Source organism: Colwellia sp. MB3u-41, from assembly GCF_014076845.1.
In the GTDB taxonomy this organism is placed as follows: domain Bacteria; phylum Pseudomonadota; class Gammaproteobacteria; order Enterobacterales; family Alteromonadaceae; genus Colwellia_A.
The window spans coordinates 1-17,675 of record NZ_JACGUT010000043.1 but is presented as its reverse complement, the minus strand read 5'-3'; the positions used below and the strand labels follow the sequence as shown (position 1 = coordinate 17,675).

General features: G+C 37.0%; 13 protein-coding genes and 1 pseudogene. 7 read left to right on the top strand and 7 right to left on the bottom strand.

Features of this window, described 5'->3' with window-relative positions; genetic code table 11:
• Positions 1–179 (bottom strand): annotated as a pseudogene (locus H4J73_RS02245) (hypothetical protein); the annotation flags it as partial.
• A gap of 149 nt (positions 180–328) precedes the next feature.
• On the opposite strand from H4J73_RS02245, the gene H4J73_RS02240 reads away from it, so the two are divergent.
• From H4J73_RS02240 to H4J73_RS02230, 3 genes are all read left to right on the top strand, one after another.
• Positions 329–1,177 carry a LysR family transcriptional regulator gene (locus H4J73_RS02240; protein WP_182177744.1) on the top strand — a complete coding sequence of 283 codons (849 nt, stop codon included), beginning with the start codon at positions 329–331 and terminating at the stop codon, positions 1,175–1,177.
• Between the two features lie 65 nt (positions 1,178–1,242).
• A complete protein-coding gene (locus H4J73_RS02235; protein WP_182177742.1) occupies positions 1,243–2,064 on the top strand; it encodes an alpha/beta fold hydrolase in 822 nt (273 codons plus the stop codon).
• Positions 2,048–2,968, top strand: coding sequence for a diguanylate cyclase (locus H4J73_RS02230; RefSeq protein WP_182177740.1), 921 nt, complete (start codon positions 2,048–2,050; stop codon positions 2,966–2,968). Before H4J73_RS02235 ends, H4J73_RS02230 begins: the two co-directional genes overlap by 17 nt.
• Positions 2,969–3,058: 90 nt before the next feature.
• Here H4J73_RS02230 and H4J73_RS02225 read toward each other — a convergent pair whose 3' ends face one another.
• The gene (locus H4J73_RS02225) at positions 3,059–5,245 is read right to left on the bottom strand and encodes an OsmC domain/YcaO domain-containing protein (protein WP_182177738.1); all 2,187 of its coding nucleotides are present in this window, start codon (positions 5,243–5,245) and stop codon (positions 3,059–3,061) included.
• Positions 5,246–5,621: 376 nt separating this feature from the next.
• A complete protein-coding gene (locus H4J73_RS02220; protein ID WP_182223896.1) occupies positions 5,622–6,083 on the bottom strand; it encodes a hypothetical protein in 462 nt (153 codons plus the stop codon).
• A gap of 153 nt (positions 6,084–6,236) precedes the next feature.
• On the opposite strand from H4J73_RS02220, the gene H4J73_RS02215 reads away from it, so the two are divergent.
• Positions 6,237–7,211 (top strand): tRNA-dihydrouridine synthase, encoded by a 975-nt coding sequence (locus tag H4J73_RS02215; protein WP_182223897.1) that lies wholly within the window; start codon positions 6,237–6,239, stop codon positions 7,209–7,211.
• A 254-nt stretch (positions 7,212–7,465) separates the two neighbouring features.
• The gene (locus H4J73_RS02210) at positions 7,466–7,900 is read left to right on the top strand and encodes a hypothetical protein (protein ID WP_182177732.1); all 435 of its coding nucleotides are present in this window, start codon (positions 7,466–7,468) and stop codon (positions 7,898–7,900) included.
• Between the two features lie 82 nt (positions 7,901–7,982).
• Here the strand turns inward: H4J73_RS02210 and ggt are convergent, their stop codons facing one another.
• Together ggt and H4J73_RS02200 are read right to left on the bottom strand one after the other, a co-directional pair.
• Positions 7,983–9,746 (bottom strand): gamma-glutamyltransferase, encoded by a 1,764-nt coding sequence (gene ggt, locus H4J73_RS02205; RefSeq protein WP_182177730.1) that lies wholly within the window; start codon positions 9,744–9,746, stop codon positions 7,983–7,985.
• 24 nt (positions 9,747–9,770) lie between these two features.
• Positions 9,771–10,343 carry a tRNA-uridine aminocarboxypropyltransferase gene (locus H4J73_RS02200; RefSeq protein WP_259366631.1) on the bottom strand — a complete coding sequence of 191 codons (573 nt, stop codon included), beginning with the start codon at positions 10,341–10,343 and terminating at the stop codon, positions 9,771–9,773.
• 157 nt (positions 10,344–10,500) lie between these two features.
• Here H4J73_RS02200 and rrtA point away from each other — a divergent pair, with 157 nt between their 5' ends.
• Positions 10,501–11,103 (top strand): rhombosortase, encoded by a 603-nt coding sequence (gene rrtA / locus H4J73_RS02195; RefSeq protein ID WP_182177726.1) that lies wholly within the window; start codon positions 10,501–10,503, stop codon positions 11,101–11,103.
• Between the two features lie 79 nt (positions 11,104–11,182).
• Here rrtA and H4J73_RS02190 read toward each other — a convergent pair whose 3' ends face one another.
• The gene (locus H4J73_RS02190; protein WP_182177724.1) at positions 11,183–13,699 is read right to left on the bottom strand and encodes a prolyl oligopeptidase family serine peptidase; all 2,517 of its coding nucleotides are present in this window, start codon (positions 13,697–13,699) and stop codon (positions 11,183–11,185) included.
• 307 nt (positions 13,700–14,006) lie between these two features.
• Between H4J73_RS02190 and H4J73_RS02185 the strand changes: the two genes are divergently transcribed.
• Entirely contained in the window at positions 14,007–16,337 is a 2,331-nt protein-coding gene (locus H4J73_RS02185; RefSeq protein ID WP_182177722.1) for a YgiQ family radical SAM protein, read from the top strand.
• 60 nt (positions 16,338–16,397) lie between these two features.
• Here the strand turns inward: H4J73_RS02185 and H4J73_RS02180 are convergent, their stop codons facing one another.
• Complete coding sequence (locus H4J73_RS02180; RefSeq protein WP_182177720.1) at positions 16,398–17,063, bottom strand: SDR family oxidoreductase; 666 nt, start codon at positions 17,061–17,063, stop codon at positions 16,398–16,400.
• Positions 17,064–17,675 lie beyond the last annotated feature (612 nt).

Genomic DNA, 17,675 nt, shown 5'->3' with positions numbered 1-17,675 from the left:
ACTTCAGCAGAGCCACCACGGTGTAAGTTAGAGCGAAATTCACCTTCTGCGCCTTGGCGTTTCATCGCTGCCACCACTTTGCCACCAATCACTAAACAACGAATGTCTGCACCGCCCGCTTCTTTTAAGCGGCGTGTCGAATAAAGGTTTTTGTTTCTAGACAAAATAACAACTTTCATAATAAATATTTGGATGAACACTCTTAATTTAATCAGAAAAAGTGAGTTAATAAGTAAAATCAAGTGTATAGTCAGTTTATTAAATAATATAGCGCTATATTTTGATGGGTTTAATCAAATAAATTGATTAAATAACTTCAGGGGTTTATATGAAAATTGAACTATTAAAGACATTTCTCGAAGTAAGTCGGACATTACATTTTAGAATAGCTTCTGAAAATTTATTCATTACTCAATCGGCGGTAAGTGCAAGAATTAAGTTATTAGAAGGTGATTTAGGTGTGTTGTTATTTGACCGCACTCAAAAGCATTTAAAATTAACTCCCGAAGGTAATCGATTAATAAAACATGCGAATGAACTTCTGTTTATGTGGCAAAAAACCAAGCAAGATGTCGGTGTAGCCGACAGCGACACTCATCAGCTAGTTGTTGGCTCTATGATGTCAATATGGGATATTGTTTTACAAGATTGGTTAAAAAAAATTCATCGTAATCTTGATGATGTTAGTTTATTGACTAACACTTACTCTCCATTAGAGCTGAGAAAAAGTTTGCTCAGTCGAGTAGTCGATATTGCTTTTTTATTTGAGCCTCCTTTTGTTAAAGACTTAATTACTGAAAAAGTAGCTACAGTTCCATTGCATTTGGTGACCACAGAGCCAAATGACATGGCAGAGACACTTTTATTAGACAACCATATTATGGTGGATTATGGAGAGTCGGTAAATGCACGTCACTTACGAGAATTCCAAGATGCGCCACCTGCAAGGCACTATATGAGCCAACCAAGAATAGCGCTAAACTTTTTATTAGACGCTGGAGGAAGCGCCTATCTTCCAAGACAAATGACTTTTGAGTATATCGAAAAAAACAAACTCTATATTGTTGAAAAGGCGCCAGTATACTCACGAGAGATATTTGCCGCTTACTTAGCTAAAAGCCAAAAGACAGACCTCATTGAACAAACCATTCAATTATTTCCGTCTGTGGTAATATAAATGTCATGTCAATGTTAATGTAATAACTTTTAGTCGCTATATGAAAATTTTTAATAGGAAATGTTATGCTGTTGTCAAATGATGTACTTGTTAGAAATAATGTAAAGTTGATTGGAAAAGGCGAAAAAACACTTTTTCTTGCTCATGGCTTTGGTTGCGATCAAAACATGTGGCGATTTTTAACGCCTAAGCTATTGAGTCAATTTACCCTTGTATTATTTGACTATGTCGGCTCTGGTGGTTCAGATATATCACAATACAACAAAAAACGTTATAGCGAACTTGAGGGGTATGCTGAAGATATTATTGAAATAGCTGAAGTGTTACAGCTATCAAATGCAATCTTTGTCGGGCACTCAGTAAGCAGCATCATTGGTGCAATTGCTGCTACAGAAAAGCCTAAATTATTTTCTAAACTTATCATGATATGCCCTTCTCCTTGTTTTCTGAATTTTCCTCCTGAATACTTGGGTGGTTTTGAAAGAGAAGATCTACTCGAGCTATTAAGCTTGATGGATAAAAACTATATTGGTTGGGCTGATTATTTAGCCCCCTTAGTGATAGGAAATGGTAATTCAACTGATTTAATAGGAGAATTAACGGGAAGTTTTTGTTCTACCGACCCTGTTATAGCTAAGAATTTTGCTGAAGCAACATTTTTATCTGATTATCGCTATATTTTAAAAGACATAAAGCAACCTTCGTTAATTTTTCAAAGTAAAAATGATGCATTAGCTGCCACGACTGTTGGTGAGTTTATTCATAGCCAAATAAAAAATAGTCAACTGGAAGTGGTTCTGGCTAATGGACATTGTTTACACATGACGCACCCGAACAAAATTGTCGACTTAATAATAGAATATGCAAACAATGACCACGACACGTAAAAATAAAGCACAAAGTAATATGCAAAATTATTCGCTTGATAGTTTTCCTTGTGGTGCTTTAGTCACTAACTCGTCCAGAATTATTACCTATGTTAATACATATTTTACCACTGAACTATTATGGCTACCCGAAGCGCTTATTGGTAAAAGTACAGATGTGATTTTCACAAAATCGTCAAAAATATTTTTTCAAAGTTATCTCATCCCAACACTTTTACATGAGAAAACGTGTGAAGAAATGCAGTTAATTATATTTAATGCTCAAGGAATACGCATTCCAGTAACTGTTAACGCCCATTTAGGTGATGATGGCTGTATTTATTGGAGCTTTTTTAATGCGTCTAAAAGAGACCAACTTTATAATGAATTATTAAAAACCCGCGAAACATTAGAAGAGCAAGCAGAAGCGTTGAAACTCCTTGCTTCTACTGACGAGTTAACCGAGTTATTAAATAGAAGAGAAATGAAATACCGAAGTGTTTTAGTCCTTGAGCAGGCAGCAAGATCTCATCAGTCGGTTGGTTTGTTAATGCTCGACATTGATTACTTTAAGAAAGTAAATGATACTTTTGGCCATTTAGAGGGGGATCGTGTATTAAAAGAGCTTGGTAAAAAGTTAAAAGCGTTTTGTCGACAAACAGACCTCGTTGCTCGCTTTGGTGGTGAAGAATTTTTGATCATGTTACCTGACACAGACAAAGTGAGTTTTTTATTATTTTGTGAAAGATTACATCAATTAATCGCTAACATTAAGGTTGATAACAAACCATTAACGGTAAGTATTGGTGCCAGTATTTGTGACGATAAAATATCATTTACTGACTTCTACGCTCAGGCTGATAATGCCGTATATAAAGCAAAAGAACTTGGCAGAAACAGAACCGAGATGTATAAAGCCGATTAATGCACGTTAGACTTAAAACTTGAATGTACAACGTTTAATAAAAAGCCAATATCTATAATAGATATTGGCTTTTTACATTATATTTTCTTGCTATTTTTCAGCCGCTATTTTACGCGCTTGATGTAATTTCTTGTAGCTTTCAATCAACCTCAGGTGCTTATCTAAGCCTTCAAGTTTCATACTTGTTGGTGTCAAACCATAAAACCTGACTTCACCAAAGACTGAACCAACCACTTGTTCCATAGTCTCTTCACCAAACATTCGATTAAAATTACCCATAAAGTCTTCAAGTTCCATCTCTTCCTCTAGAGTAACTTCTAATACAGCATGAACCGCTTGATAAAATAAACCGCGTTCAACTGTATTGTCATTGTATTGTAAAAACTCTCCAACTAATTCAATAGCTTCATCTAAAGCGCCTAAGGCAAGATAAATAAGAATCTTTAATTCAAGGATAGTGAGTTGTCCCCAAACAGTATTTTCATCAAATTCAATACCAATTAATGTTTTTATATCAATGTAGTTATCTTGTTGGCTATCTTCTAAACGCTCAACTAAAGCGACTAATTGTTCTTCATTTAAAATGTGGAGGTTTAAAATATCTTCACGGTATTCAAGTGACTTATTGGTATTGTCCCAAATAAGATCTTCAACGGGGTACACTTCTGAATAGTCAGGCACTAAAATACGACAGGCAGTAGCGCCAAGTTGATTAAACTCTGCAATATAGACTTCTTTGCCCAAGTCTTTAAAAATAGCCATTAAAACAGCATTTTCTTCTTCGTTGGTGCCAGAAAAATCCCATTCACAAAAGTCGTAATCATGTTTACGACTAAAGAAGCGCCAAGAAACAACACCGGTTGAGTCAATAAAGTGGTCAACAAAATTTTCAGGTTCTGTCACTGCCATGCTATTAAATGTAGGTTTAGGTACGTCGTTTAACCCTTCAAAGCTTCTCCCTTGAAGCAGTTCAGTTAAGCTACGTTCAAGCGCAACTTCAAAACTGGGGTGAGCACCAAATGAAGCAAAAACACCTCCCGTTTTAGGGTTCATCAGTGTTACGCACATCACTGGAAATTGACCTCCTAACGACGCATCTTTTACGACAACAGGAAACCCCTGCGCTTCTAGCCCTTCAATGCCTGCTAAAATACTTGGGTATTTTGCAATAACCGCTTTAGGTACGTCAGGTAAAACGATTTCTTGTGCAATAATTTGCTTTTTAACGGCACGTTCAAATATTTCTGACAAACATTGCACTTGTGCTTCAGGTAAATTATTACCAGCACTCATACCATTACTTAAGAATAAATTTTCAATGAGGTTTGATGGGAAATAGACGGTTTCACCATCAGATTCGCGTATATAAGGGATTGAACAAATCCCTCTTTCAGCTAAACCTGAATTAGTGTCTATAAGGTTTGACCCTCTTAGTTCGTCATCAGGGTTATAAATATCTAAACAGTACTCGTCTAGAATATCGCTGGGTAATTCATCATTTTCGCCCGGTTTAAACCATTTTTCGTTCGGGTAATGCACAAAGTCACTGTTAGCAATGTCAGTACCGAAAAACTGATCGTTATAAAAGAAATTACAGTTAAGGCGTTCGATAAATTCACCAAGTGCCGAGCAAAGTGCACTTTCTTTAGTCGTTCCTTTACCGTTGGTAAAACACATCGGTGATGCTGCATCACGAATATGTAACGACCAAACATTAGGCACGATATTACGCCAAGATGATATTTCAATTTTCATACCTAAGTCAGACAAAAGACCGGTCATATCAGCAATCGTTTGTTCGAGCGGCAAATCTTTACCTAAAATATAGGTACTGGCATCGTCATCTGACTGCCCCATGAGCATCGCTTGCGCATCTTCTTCAAGGCTTTCTACTATTTCCACCTTAAACTCTGGCCCACTTTGAACGACTTTTTTGACTGTACAACGATCGATTGAACGCACAATGCCTTTACGGTCTTTCTCTGAAATAGAGTCAGGTAATTCGACCTGAATTTGAAAAATTTGGTTATAACGATCTTCAGGGTCGACAATATTGTTTTGCGACAGTCTAATATTTTCAGTCGGAATATCTCGTGAATTACAATACACCTTAACAAAGTATGCAGCACAAAGTGCCGACGAAGCTAAAAAGTAATCGAATGGCCCTGGTGCAGAACCATCACCTTTGTATCGAATAGGTTGGTCTGCTATGACAGAAAAATCATCAAACTTAGCTTCAATTCTAAGATTGTCGAGATAATTAACTTTGATTTCCATTGAATAATTTCCGGAGTTTTGCGCTATAACTCATCTGTATCTGACTTTAGCGACTGCCTAGCGGCGGACTGTGATTAATAAACACTATTATCTGTTTTTTCGCGACATTAGTCTTGGAAAAAATACATTAATTAGTAAACAATGTGATTAAAATGAACATAGAGAGGAAAAAATGAAGAATAACTTTTATGTGGTTTTTTAAATACCGTGATGGAAACTGATGAAAAATCACTCCTGATGTATTTATAATTTTTTATAATTTTGATGCAAGTAATAACGTAAAGATGGCATTAAGCAATAAACATAACAAAGCTATTTTAATTTTAGATTAAAATAGCTTTGTGAAAAGTATATTACATTGAATTTTTATTAAAAATTAACCGCCACACTTTTTAGCTTTAGCTTTACCTTCGCCACATTTTCCTTCACCGCACTTACCTTTTTTAGCAGCTTTACCTTCGCCACATTTTCCTTCACCGCACTTACCTTTTTGGGCTACTTTACCTTCGCCACATTTTCCTTCACCGCACTTACCTTTTTTGGCTACTTTACCTTCGCCACATTTTCCTTCACCGCACTTACCTTTTTTGGCTACTTTACCTTCGCCACATTTTCCTTCACCGCACTTACCTTTTTTGGCTACTTTACCTTCGCCACATTTTGTTTTTTCGTCAGTTTTGCCTTCGCCACACTTTCCGCTAGCATCTACTGCAGTTATCGTTACAATACTTTGTGTTTCAAAAGGGTTAGTTTCTGCTTTTGCTGGTGTTGATACGGCAAGTGCTAAAGCAAATAGACCTAATAGAGCTGTCATTGATGATTTTTTCAAAATTTTCATTATGTTTTCCTTTAATTTTATAATTTTGGCACTACATATGTAAGCTAAAAACAAAGACCCTTGGCGTTATAAATAAATTTCAATAAAGTTGAAAAATATTTATTCATTTTTAGATAAATCTTATTACTCACATTTGAGGTTACCCGCTGTACTATGAAGACTCAAGTTAAAAAAGTTGTTTTAGCGCCAATGGAAGGTGTTGCCGATGCTTTAATGCGTCATCTATTAACCTCCTTAAATAATTATGATTTTTGTATTACAGAATTTCTACGTATCGTTGACCAACTATTACCTGAGCGGTGTTTTTATAAAGTGTGCCCTGAGTTAGAACAACAAGGTTACACGCAGGCAGGTACACCGTTAAGAATGCAGCTACTTGGCCAAGAGCCAAATTGGATGGCAGAAAATGCCGTTAGAGCTATAGAATTAGGTTCTCATGGTGTCGATCTTAATTTTGGCTGCCCAGCCAAAACCGTTAATAAAAACCGTGGTGGTGCCGCATTACTGAAAACCCCTGAAGATATTTATAAAATAGTGTTGGCAGTAAAAGAAGCTGTTGGCGAAGATGTGATACTTTCAGCAAAAATTCGTTTGGGCTTTGATGATGCCTCATTGTTAGACGAAATAGTTAGTGCAATAACGTCTGCCAATGCGGATCAACTTACCATTCATGCCAGAACTAAAGCCGATGGCTATCGTCCTCCCGCTTATTGGCACTTCATTGCTGACATTGTAAAAAAGTACCCTATAGAGGTTTTCGCGAATGGTGAGATATGGACTTTAGCAGACGCTCACCGCTGTATTGAGGAAAGCCACACCCCAAATTTGATGCTGGGTCGTGGTGCACTTGCGCTACCAAATTTAGAAGCAGTAATAAAAAACAACCAACAGCCTATGCCTTGGCACCAACTTTGTTCGCTACTTAAAAAATACAGTGAACTTGAATTAGTTGGTGATAAAAGCTTTTATTTTTCAAGTCGATTAAAACAATGGTTACGCTACTTACGATTACAATATCCGGAGGCAGAACAATTATTTAATGATATTAAAACCTTAAAAGACAAACAAACGATTATAAGCTTATTAGATAAGTCATCCATTAATATCAGTCATAACGACTCATGCTAAAATATCTATACGGCTTAAACCAATCGATTTTTATTAAAAACCTTTAGTTAACGACTTAATGTAAAGATGAGTAATGAAAATCCCAGCACACTATTACTTGGTATTTTTATTACTGGGTCATTGATGAGAAATTAAATAGTTACTTTACGTTATTTAATTTTGATAATATTGCGATTTTTATAATATTTATCACTAACCAGCTAAAGATTTCAGGTAGTATATAAATATACTAATACGACTAATACTTGAAACTTATGAACTATTTAAAATTAATAATCATCTTATTTACTCTCCTACTTACTGCTTGTACAGAAGATGAAAGTGGAGATATCAAAGCGTCTGAAAGCCCAGAAGTTGTTGCGGTTGCTTTTTTTGATGCGCTTTACAATGAAAAAAATGTTAAAAAAGCGGCCAAAGTATGTAGCCCACAATTATCTCGAATTATCTTACATTACAAATCACCAAAAGCAGTTGCTCGCCATTTATTTAATATGTCTTACGATAGTGTTGTTGCATCACCCGACGATAGTGGTGTAAAAGTTCGTGAGCAATTTAAAGATGCAGCAGAAATCACTGTTTATTTTGACGGTTTGTATGACAATAATAGAATAAAAGACGTTAAACGCTTATCGCTCATTCAGATAGACGGCAACTGGGTTATTGATAAAATATTAAAAGATCCTTTCTAGTTTTTAACTGTAAATATAACGACTTACTTTTTGACCTGTCTACATTGACCTATCCGACCACCGGATAGGTCAAATAGTGAACTTACTCACCTAACACAAGCCCTTCCCTGCGCGGGTCCGCTCCGCCAATTAATCCTTTATTGGTCACTTCGATAGCATGAAGTCCACTGTTTAAATCTCTGATAATAATATGATGCCCTTTGGCTTCCAATGCTGCTTTTAGTAAGACAATATCAGTACCCTTTTCTAAGGTTGTTACATGATTACGGTTGGTCACTTTAGGCAAGTTTATCGCTGATTGTGGGTCTAATTCCCCGTCAATCACACCAATAATGGTTTGCGCTACATAATCAATGATCCGACTACCACCCGGAGAACCCACTACAAGTTTAAGAGACTTATCTGCATTAAAAACCATTGTAGGCGCCATAGAACTTCTTGGTCTTTTTAAAGGCTCAAGTCGATTAGCGACCCATTGCCCATTAACTTTTGGTGCTAAAGAAAAATCAGTTAATTGATTATTTAAAATAAAACCTTCTACCATAACCGCTGATCCAAATGCCATTTCAACACTTGTGGTCATTGATATTGCATTACCTTCACTATCAATAATAGAAATATGACTCGTTGAAGGTAACTCTAAAGCAAGATCATCTGCTTGCGCTAAAGCACCTTGTGGTTTACCTGCTTCAGCTTTACCCATATCGCTGTCAGTATTAATTAATGTTGAACGTTCTGCTAAATATTTGGGCGAGATGAGTCCGTCAACAGGTACATTAACAAAATCATCATCAGCAATGTATCTATTACGATCAGCAAACGCTAAACGTGAACTTTGTGTGAATAAATGCACTGTTTGTAAACTCGTCACTCCCTTTTCGGCTAACGGGTAAGACTCTAGTTGCCCCAGAAGTTGAATAACGGCAACGCCACCTGAACTTGGTGGAGCCATACCACAAACGTTATAATCATGATAAGCACCACAAACTGCAGCGCGTTGCTTTGGCTGATAATGCGCTAAATCTTGCAACGAAAGTTTCCCTGGGGCTATGCTAGAATTTTGTACTGCATCAACAATTTTTTTGGCGATCCAGCCATGATAAAAAGGTGCTAAGCCTTCTTTTGCAAGACTACGATACACCACAGCTAGTTTTTTATTTTTTAAACGGTCGCCCGCTTTTATCGCAATATTATTAGGGAAAAAATATTTCTTAATTTCAGGAAGCTGACTAATACCTGGGTTGAATTGCATTGCGACCAATTTTTCTAGCCGCGGAGAAACTATAAAGCCCTGCTCGGCAAGTGCTATTGCTTCAACAAATAATTCCGCCCAGGCCAACTTTCCATATTGTTGATGTGCTTTTTTAAGTGCGGACAAGACACCAGGCACACCTACAGAGCGGCCACCAACCACCGCTTTTATCCAGGAAATGGCGTTACCCTTTTCATCAAGAAATAGTTCAGACGTTGCCTGTTTTGGCGCGGTTTCTCTGCCATCAAAGGTTGTTAAAAAATTTTTACTATTATCCCAATGCAAAATAAAAGCACCACCGCCGATACCAGATGACTGAGGCTCAACTAAGGTCAGTACCAATTGCACAGCAATTGCGGCATCGATAGCACTGCCCCCTTTTTTTAAAATATTAAAACCAGCTTCACTAGCATACGGATTAGCTGCTGCGATCATAAATTCTTTAGCGGTTACAGCTTGCTTTTGGATAACGCCCGTAGCCGCTTCTGGTTCTCGGTCTTCTTGTTTTTGTATAACTTCAGCTTGACTAGAAAATATAAAAGCAAGCGATAGTGCTATTATACTTAAGCGCTGAGAGAGTTGAAATCGAGACATAGTTTTCCTTAATAAATACATATACTAGTTGGGGTTAAACGATAACTGAAATTGGTTAAAGGCGACAAAAGACACTAATAATGGCTGGTATCTATTGGCTCTACCCTGCTGAGACTCTAATACACCCAGTGCATAACAACAGGCTTCTAACGATGATAGCGCATTTTTTTTTGTTGTTTTTCTTATTTTATACTGACCAACAATATCATTAGCTAAAGTAAAATGTGGAAGTCGTTGCAGCCACGTATTAGTCATGAACATTTTGTAGGATTTTTTCCAAGTACCGTCTAAAATAAACAAGCACTTAGGTGATAAAAAATCGCTACTTTTTTCACTTAACATCGTAGCGTCATCAGATGGGTACAAAACGGCACACTGGTGTTCATATTGCTTAAGCAACAATTGTATTTCGAGGTTGTCGGTAAAGTTTTCACCAATAATAACCTGGCTATTTTTTAATGACTGATGCAATAAGGTGACACTACCCTTACTTTGTTTTACTTCTAATGGGTGTTGTAAAATCACGACATAAATATCATTATCAACGACGGTGACTAAATGACATATACAGGATTTTTCAGGACGTTCACATTTCAAACAATATGCTCGGGTCATCAATTTGTACTTAGCTATATAATGATTAGAGAAATAGTTTACGCTGTTCGTTATTAAACGTTAAGAATATTTTCAATATAAAAAATAACATAAATACAGTAAAGTACATTTTTACTCTTTGTTTATATAAGCGCATTTAATGAGATTTACTTTTTCTAGCTTTCCCACAACGCCTCAACAAGTATCCGTCCCTTTACTCGTATTATCTATTTCTCTGCTTGCTTATATATTTGATGCTCGTTTAAGTGAGTTTTTTGTTTATCAGCGAAGTGTGGTCACCCAAGGTGAAGTGTGGCGTGTCTTTAGTAGTCATTTCTTTCATACCAATGGCTTTCATTTTCTTTTAAATGCGGCTGCTGTTGTGATGTTATGGGCTTTGCATGGCCAGTTTTATACGATAAAAAGTTATCTTGTGGTTTTTCTAATAAGTGCGATAGTTTGCTCTATTGGCATACATTGGTTTTCACCCAACATTGGACAATACGTTGGCTTGTCAGGTGTTTTACATGGGTTATTTATTTGGGGAGCTATTGAAGATATCAAAGCAAAAGAGCGGACTGGCTATTTATTACTGCTGGGGGTGATATTAAAAATAACTCACGAACAATACTATGGCGCAAGCAAAGATGTTGCTGACTTAATTGGGGCAAATGTCGCCATAAATGCGCATTTATGGGGAGCAATAGGTGGCGTACTCGCCGTATTTTTTTTAATGATAATAAAATCAAAAACTAAAAAGTAATTCTTTTAACCCAAATAAAAAAGGCACCACTCTTTATAGTTAAGAATGGTGCTTTTTGTTGTCTCATTACTGAATAAATTTACAACGTATTTTCGAATAACTTATAAATACGACGATATTCATTTAACCAAGAACTGGGTTGTACAAAGCCATGTGGCTCTACTGGATAAATAGCCGTTTCAAAGTCCTGCTTCTCTAATTCAATTAAGCGTTGCACTAAGCGCACGGTATCTTGGAAAAACACATTATCGTCAACCATAGGGGCATTAATCAATAATGGTTTTTCTAAGCCTTCAGCAAAATAAATCGGTGAACTTCTCTCATAGGCAATGGCATCATCTCCCGGAGTGTTCAGAATGTTAGAAGTATATCCATGATTATAATAAGCCCAATCAGACACTAAACGCAGTGCTGAGCCAGACTGAAATAAATCAGGCTGAGTGAACATAGACATTAGCGTTAAGAACCCGCCATACGAACCGCCATAAGTACCAATACGTTTACGGTCAACATTGGCATTTTCAACTAACCAGTTAACGCCATCACGCATATCTTGTACTTCAGGTTTGCCCATATGACGATAAATAGCAGTACGCCAATCACGTCCGTAACCTGCCGAAGCGCGGTAGTCCATATCTATCACAACATACCCCTGTTGAACTAACAAACTGTGGAACATGTACTCGCGAAAATAGCCTGACCAACCTAAGTGTGAGTTTTGTAAATATCCAGCGCCGTGACTAAACATCACCGCACGATTTTTCTCACTGGTTTTATCAAAGTTTTCAGGTAAATAAACACGAGAATAAACAGGTTCGTCTTGATATGAAGAGGGAACAGCAACCACACTTGGCGCAGTCCATGGCATGCTTAAAAATTTTTCAGAAACGGTATGTGTTAAACGTATAGCTGTCGCTTCATCATTAAGTGTTTGTACGTAGAGCTCTGGAGGCATAGCAACCGTTGAATGTTCAATTAAAAGCGTTGAATCATCAGGGCTCAATGAATAGTCATTCATGCCGCCTAAATCAGTTAACGCACTAAACTCACCTGACTTTATATCAACTTGATAAATCTCATAAATACCGGGGTGCTTTTTATTTGCTTTAAAGACAAAACGTGATTTGTCTTGCGTTAAGCTCACTTCGCTAATTTCAAACTGCCCACGTGTTAATTGTTTCGCTTTACCCTTTAAGCTTTTACTGTAGAGGTGCGAGTATCCCGTTTCTTCTGAAAGATAATAAAGCGTATGATCACCCTTTAACCAACCAAACTCATTAAAACTCCAGTTTATCCATGCATCATCATGTAAACGATGCTGTGACTCTAACTTGTTCTCCATTAAATTAACGGTGGTTAACCAACGGTCTTTGTTGTCCCAAGCCTCTAATAAAACGGCAACTTGCTTTCCATTTTCATGCCATTTAATCGGAGAATTTGCTTGCATAACATGAATGTTACGTTCAGATTTCGTTGACTCGTAGTCCTTACCTTCACGTTTATAATTTTCCGATTTTACACTGGCTAAAACATCTTCATCAGATCCCGGTAAAACATCATAAGATAACGGGAATTTTTGGCCTGACTTCAGATCAAGTAAAAAAAGTTCATCATTATATTGGCGATTATCTGCAACACGATGACGGACATTTTTCGATTTCACATGACCATCATTACCTATATAATTGGGCATAATATCGCTTTCAGCACGTGTAGATTTACCGTCACTAATACTAACAATGAGTTTGTCGCCATTGGGCGATAAACTGGCATGATTAATACGTTTGCCTGCACCTAAGTAAAAATCACTTTTGGTCAGTGTTGCATTTTGCGCTTTAAGCTTTTCTTTTTGATCTTTTCTTAATTTATTATTTCTTTTCTGCAGAGCAACATAGGCAATTAAATCATTCTGCTCACTGGCAATATAACTTTCATCACTTTTCGCATCTTTTGGATCTGCTATTAACTGTAAGTTTGCTAATTCGATAATTTTATTGCTAGATAAATCATGTTCAAAAATCTTATTGTCTACACGATAAGCAACATTACCATTATTTAAAAACATCGCTGAATGTTCATAGGCAGAAGTATAGGTAAGTTGTAGAACATTCAAATTAGCGAGTTCTTTTACAAAAACGTTACCTTCAAAAGTATAAATTTCGTGCGTATTAGCCATATTTCGTTGTGCATAGGTGTCGCTAACAATATGCATTTGCGCTAATTTTACTTTTTCAGCTTGAGGGCCTGTAATGGTTTGACGAAATAAATCATTTAACGCACTGCCAGCGCGTTTTTGTTTATAGAAGATCGTTTGATTGTCATCTCCCCAGTACCAACTCTTTGGTGAACGGCCCATCCAATCGGGATCAGACATGATTTTTTCGAGTGTAATAACAATATCGCCATTTGCTGACACTGAATCTACTGGCATCACTTTCTTAGCAACGGTGCTAAGTTTAACTTCTTTAGAGATTTTAGCCACGGCGGTTTTTGAAGAGTTATCACTTAAAATGGTTTCAGCTGATTGGTCGTTAGTCGTTGTTACACAGGCAACTAAAGACAAACTGATAGCAGCTGTTAATATTTTTATTTTCATAGGTAAGAGACTTATTTTAATAATGAATTTTAATAATAGAGAGCAGATAACTAGTTATACTCAACCCAATAAATTTATACAATCAAATAGTAAATTTAACTTGTGGCAATGTGTAATCTTATGCGACCAGCTACCATAAATTTGCGCCATAATGAGACTATACTTTCTATTAGTGCCATAACGACGATTAAGCCTACACTTAAGGCTATAATTTGCTATAATCGCGCGCCTCGTCTTGTACATCAAATCTAAAATTTGTGTATTGATCGAAGACAATAAAATTTTATTAACAGAATCTAGGCTAATTATGCTCACAAAAGTAAAAACCTCATTGTTCGAATACCCAAAATACTGGGCTGAATGCTATGGAACAGCGCCGTTTTTGCCCATGTCTCGTAGTGAGATGGATGTATTAGGCTGGGATTCTTGCGATATTATTTTAGTGACTGGCGATGCATATGTTGATCACCCAAGCTTTGGTATGGCTATAATTGGCAGAATGCTGGAATCTCAAGGATTCCGTGTCGGTATTATTGCGCAACCAGCATGGCATACAAAAGATGCATTTATGGAATTAGGTCAGCCTAATCTATTTTTTGGTGTTACTGCCGGAAATATGGATTCTATGATTAACCGTTATACCGCTGAACGAAGAATGCGTCATGACGATGCCTACACGCCAAATGATGAAGGTGGTAAACGTCCAGATAGAGCAGTAACAGCTTATACCCAACGTTGTAAAGAAGCTTATAAAGGTGTACCCGTAATTATTGGTGGTATCGAAGCCAGTTTACGGCGTATTGCCCATTATGATTACTGGACAGACAAAGTTCGCCAATCAGTTTTATTTGATTCAAAAGCAGACCTTCTCGTCTATGGTAATGCCGAACGCCCATTAATTGAAATCGCGCATCGCATCGCTAATGGTGAGGAAGTTAAAAATATCACCGATGTACGTGGTAGTGCCTTTTTGGCAAACCAAGTATTGCCAAACTGGAAAGGTATTGATTCTAGATCAATTGATAAGCCAGGAAAAATAGATCCTATTATCAGCCCTTATCAAGAGATAACATCTACTGATTGCTCTGAAAATAGCGCAGAAGCAGATGCGGCAGCTGCAAACAATGACACTGATATAACCAAAACAGCACAAGTCATTGAGCTTTCACCACATAGGGCTGATCAACATAGGAATAAATCTTGGGCTGATAAGAAAAAGCCATGGGAAACCACCTATATTAACTTGCCTACTTTTGAACAAGTACGTGATAACAAAGTGTTGTATGCTCATGCTTCACGTATTTTTCATCAAGAAGTGAACCCTACTTCAGCTAAACCGATAGTACAGCGTCATGGCAGTAGAATTATTTGGTTAAATCCACCCGCAACACCATTAACAGAAAGTGAAATGGACGGTGTTTTCGGTTTACCTTATGCTCGCGTACCACATCCAAGTTACGGTGATGCAAAAATTCCTGCCTACGACATGATAAAAACGTCGGTAAATATTATGCGCGGTTGTTTTGGTGGTTGTACTTTTTGTTCTATAACAGAGCATGAAGGCAGAATTATTCAAAGTCGTTCGCAAGAATCAATACTCAATGAAATAAAAGATATTCAACTGAAAGTACCAGGTTTTACCGGTGTAATATCTGATCTAGGCGGTCCAACCGCAAATATGTATCAGCTGAATTGTAAAAGCGAAAAAGCCGAAGCAACGTGTCGTAAACCTTCATGTGTATGGCCAACAATATGTGGGCATTTAGATACAGATCATACACCTACTATCGAGTTATATCGTGCAGCAAGAAAGATCCCAGGTATTAAAAAGGTATTGATAGCCTCAGGTGTTCGATATGATTTAGCGATTCAAGATCCAGAATACGTTAAAGAATTAGCAACTCATCATGTGGGTGGTTATTTAAAAATAGCCCCTGAGCACACTGAAGAAGGTCCTCTAAATAGTATGATGAAGCCTGGTATGGGCAGCTATGATAAATTTAAAGAAATGTTTGATCATTATTCTAAGTTAGCGGGTAAAAAACAGTATTTAATTCCTTATTTTATCTCAGCGCATCCTGGTACAACAGATCGTGATATGGTGAATTTAGCACTTTGGTTAAAAAGTAATGACTTTAAACTTGACCAAGTACAAAATTTTTACCCTTCACCTTTAGCAAATGCGACAACTTTATATCATACAGAGATAGATTCACTGCGTAACGTCAATAAAAACAGCAAGACTGTTGCCGTACCTAAAGGTACTATCCAGCGTCGCTTGCATAAAGCTATTTTACGTTATCATGATCCGGCTAATTGGCCGATGCTTCGTCAAGCTTTTACTAAAATGGGCTTAGGAAAGACACTAATTGGTTCTAAACCAGGATGTCTTGTGCCAAACGAAACCCGCGGCGAGAAAGATCAACAGCATTATAAAAATAATGGTAAGGGGAAAAATAACGCTAAAGGTAATAAAACCACTTTTGGTAAGAAACCAGTGGCGGCGAAAACAGGTTATGGTAAAAAACCATCAACAAGTTCTCCTGCAGAGAAAAGTAAACAAGGTTTGACACGTTTTTCTGAAAACCAATTTGAGGATAGAAAACCAAAGCAACCTTTTGGTAAAAAGAAAAAATAGGTTTTTTTGATATTAACGACCAGATTACTTAATAATAATCTGGTTGTTATTTAGGCATACTTACCAAGGGAGTACTTGACCATTTGAGTGCATAAATACACCACTATTTTTCATCATTAAATTATTAATTAGACCTACAATTCTTTCTGCGGACACATCAGCACTTATCTCTCCATTATTATTAACCATATCAGTTTGTACATATCCTGGGTGATAAATCCCTACAGATATATCCTGAGCAGCCAAATCTTTACTTAAAGACATAGATGCTGCATTAAGTGCGGCTTTAGACATACGATACCCATAACGACCGCCTGAATCATTATCACTTATTGATCCCATACGAGAAGTTATCATCGCAATTTTCCCATCAGGGTTTAAATTACTTTGCAGTGTGTCTACTATTCTTAATGGCGCTAACGCGTTAATTTCGAACTGCTCCCTAATAGTATTGATATTCATGTCAGTTAAATTTTCATCACGTAAAATGCCCGCATTACAAACTAAAACATCGATACCAATACCACTAAGCGCCCTATTCATATTTTTAATGCCTTGATCTGTCGCTACATCAATATCAGCGATAATGTGAACCGAAAGCTCTTCTAACTCTTTAGAGCTAATTCTACATAAAGCGTAAACATTATGACCCTGTGCTTTAAATATTTTTGTCATTGCTAAGCCAATACCACGATTAGCACCAGTGATTACAACATTATTACTCATCAGAAATTTCCTTTTATAAAAGTGTTTAATAGTATTTCATTACAGTTTATCTAAAATACATGCAGTTTATATAATAAAATTTAAATACTAGACAAATATATTAAAATTGAAATAGTTTTATTTTATCTCAAACAGCAAAATCGCGGATCATTAGGAGCGGGCTGTTCTTCGCATAAATCTAACCACAAGACCAAAGAACAAGAGGTAACTTTAGGGAGGTTAGCCTAACTCAGTTTCTTAAAGGCCAAACAACAAAAATCCCAACTCGTTTGAATTGGGCTTCTCTAATTAGACATGAAGAAGGCCTTACGCTCACATTTTCTTTACTCAATATAAGTCACACTCCTGTTGGTGCGACTACTTTACAGGTATAAATGCTGTATTTTTTAAACGCCAGAAAGCAAAAAACCCGTAGCATAAGCTACGGGTTTCTGACGTGTAGGGATATACTAATGTCGCGTTACCTTAATAGGCGCGGAGAATGTCTTACGCTCACATGGGCTTTACTTCGATATAAGCCACACGACCGTCGGCGCACCGGTAATGCTGTGGCGATTTCGGTGAGTTTTTGTTGTTTTTCAAATGCCAGACAGCAAAAAGCCCGAGGCTTTT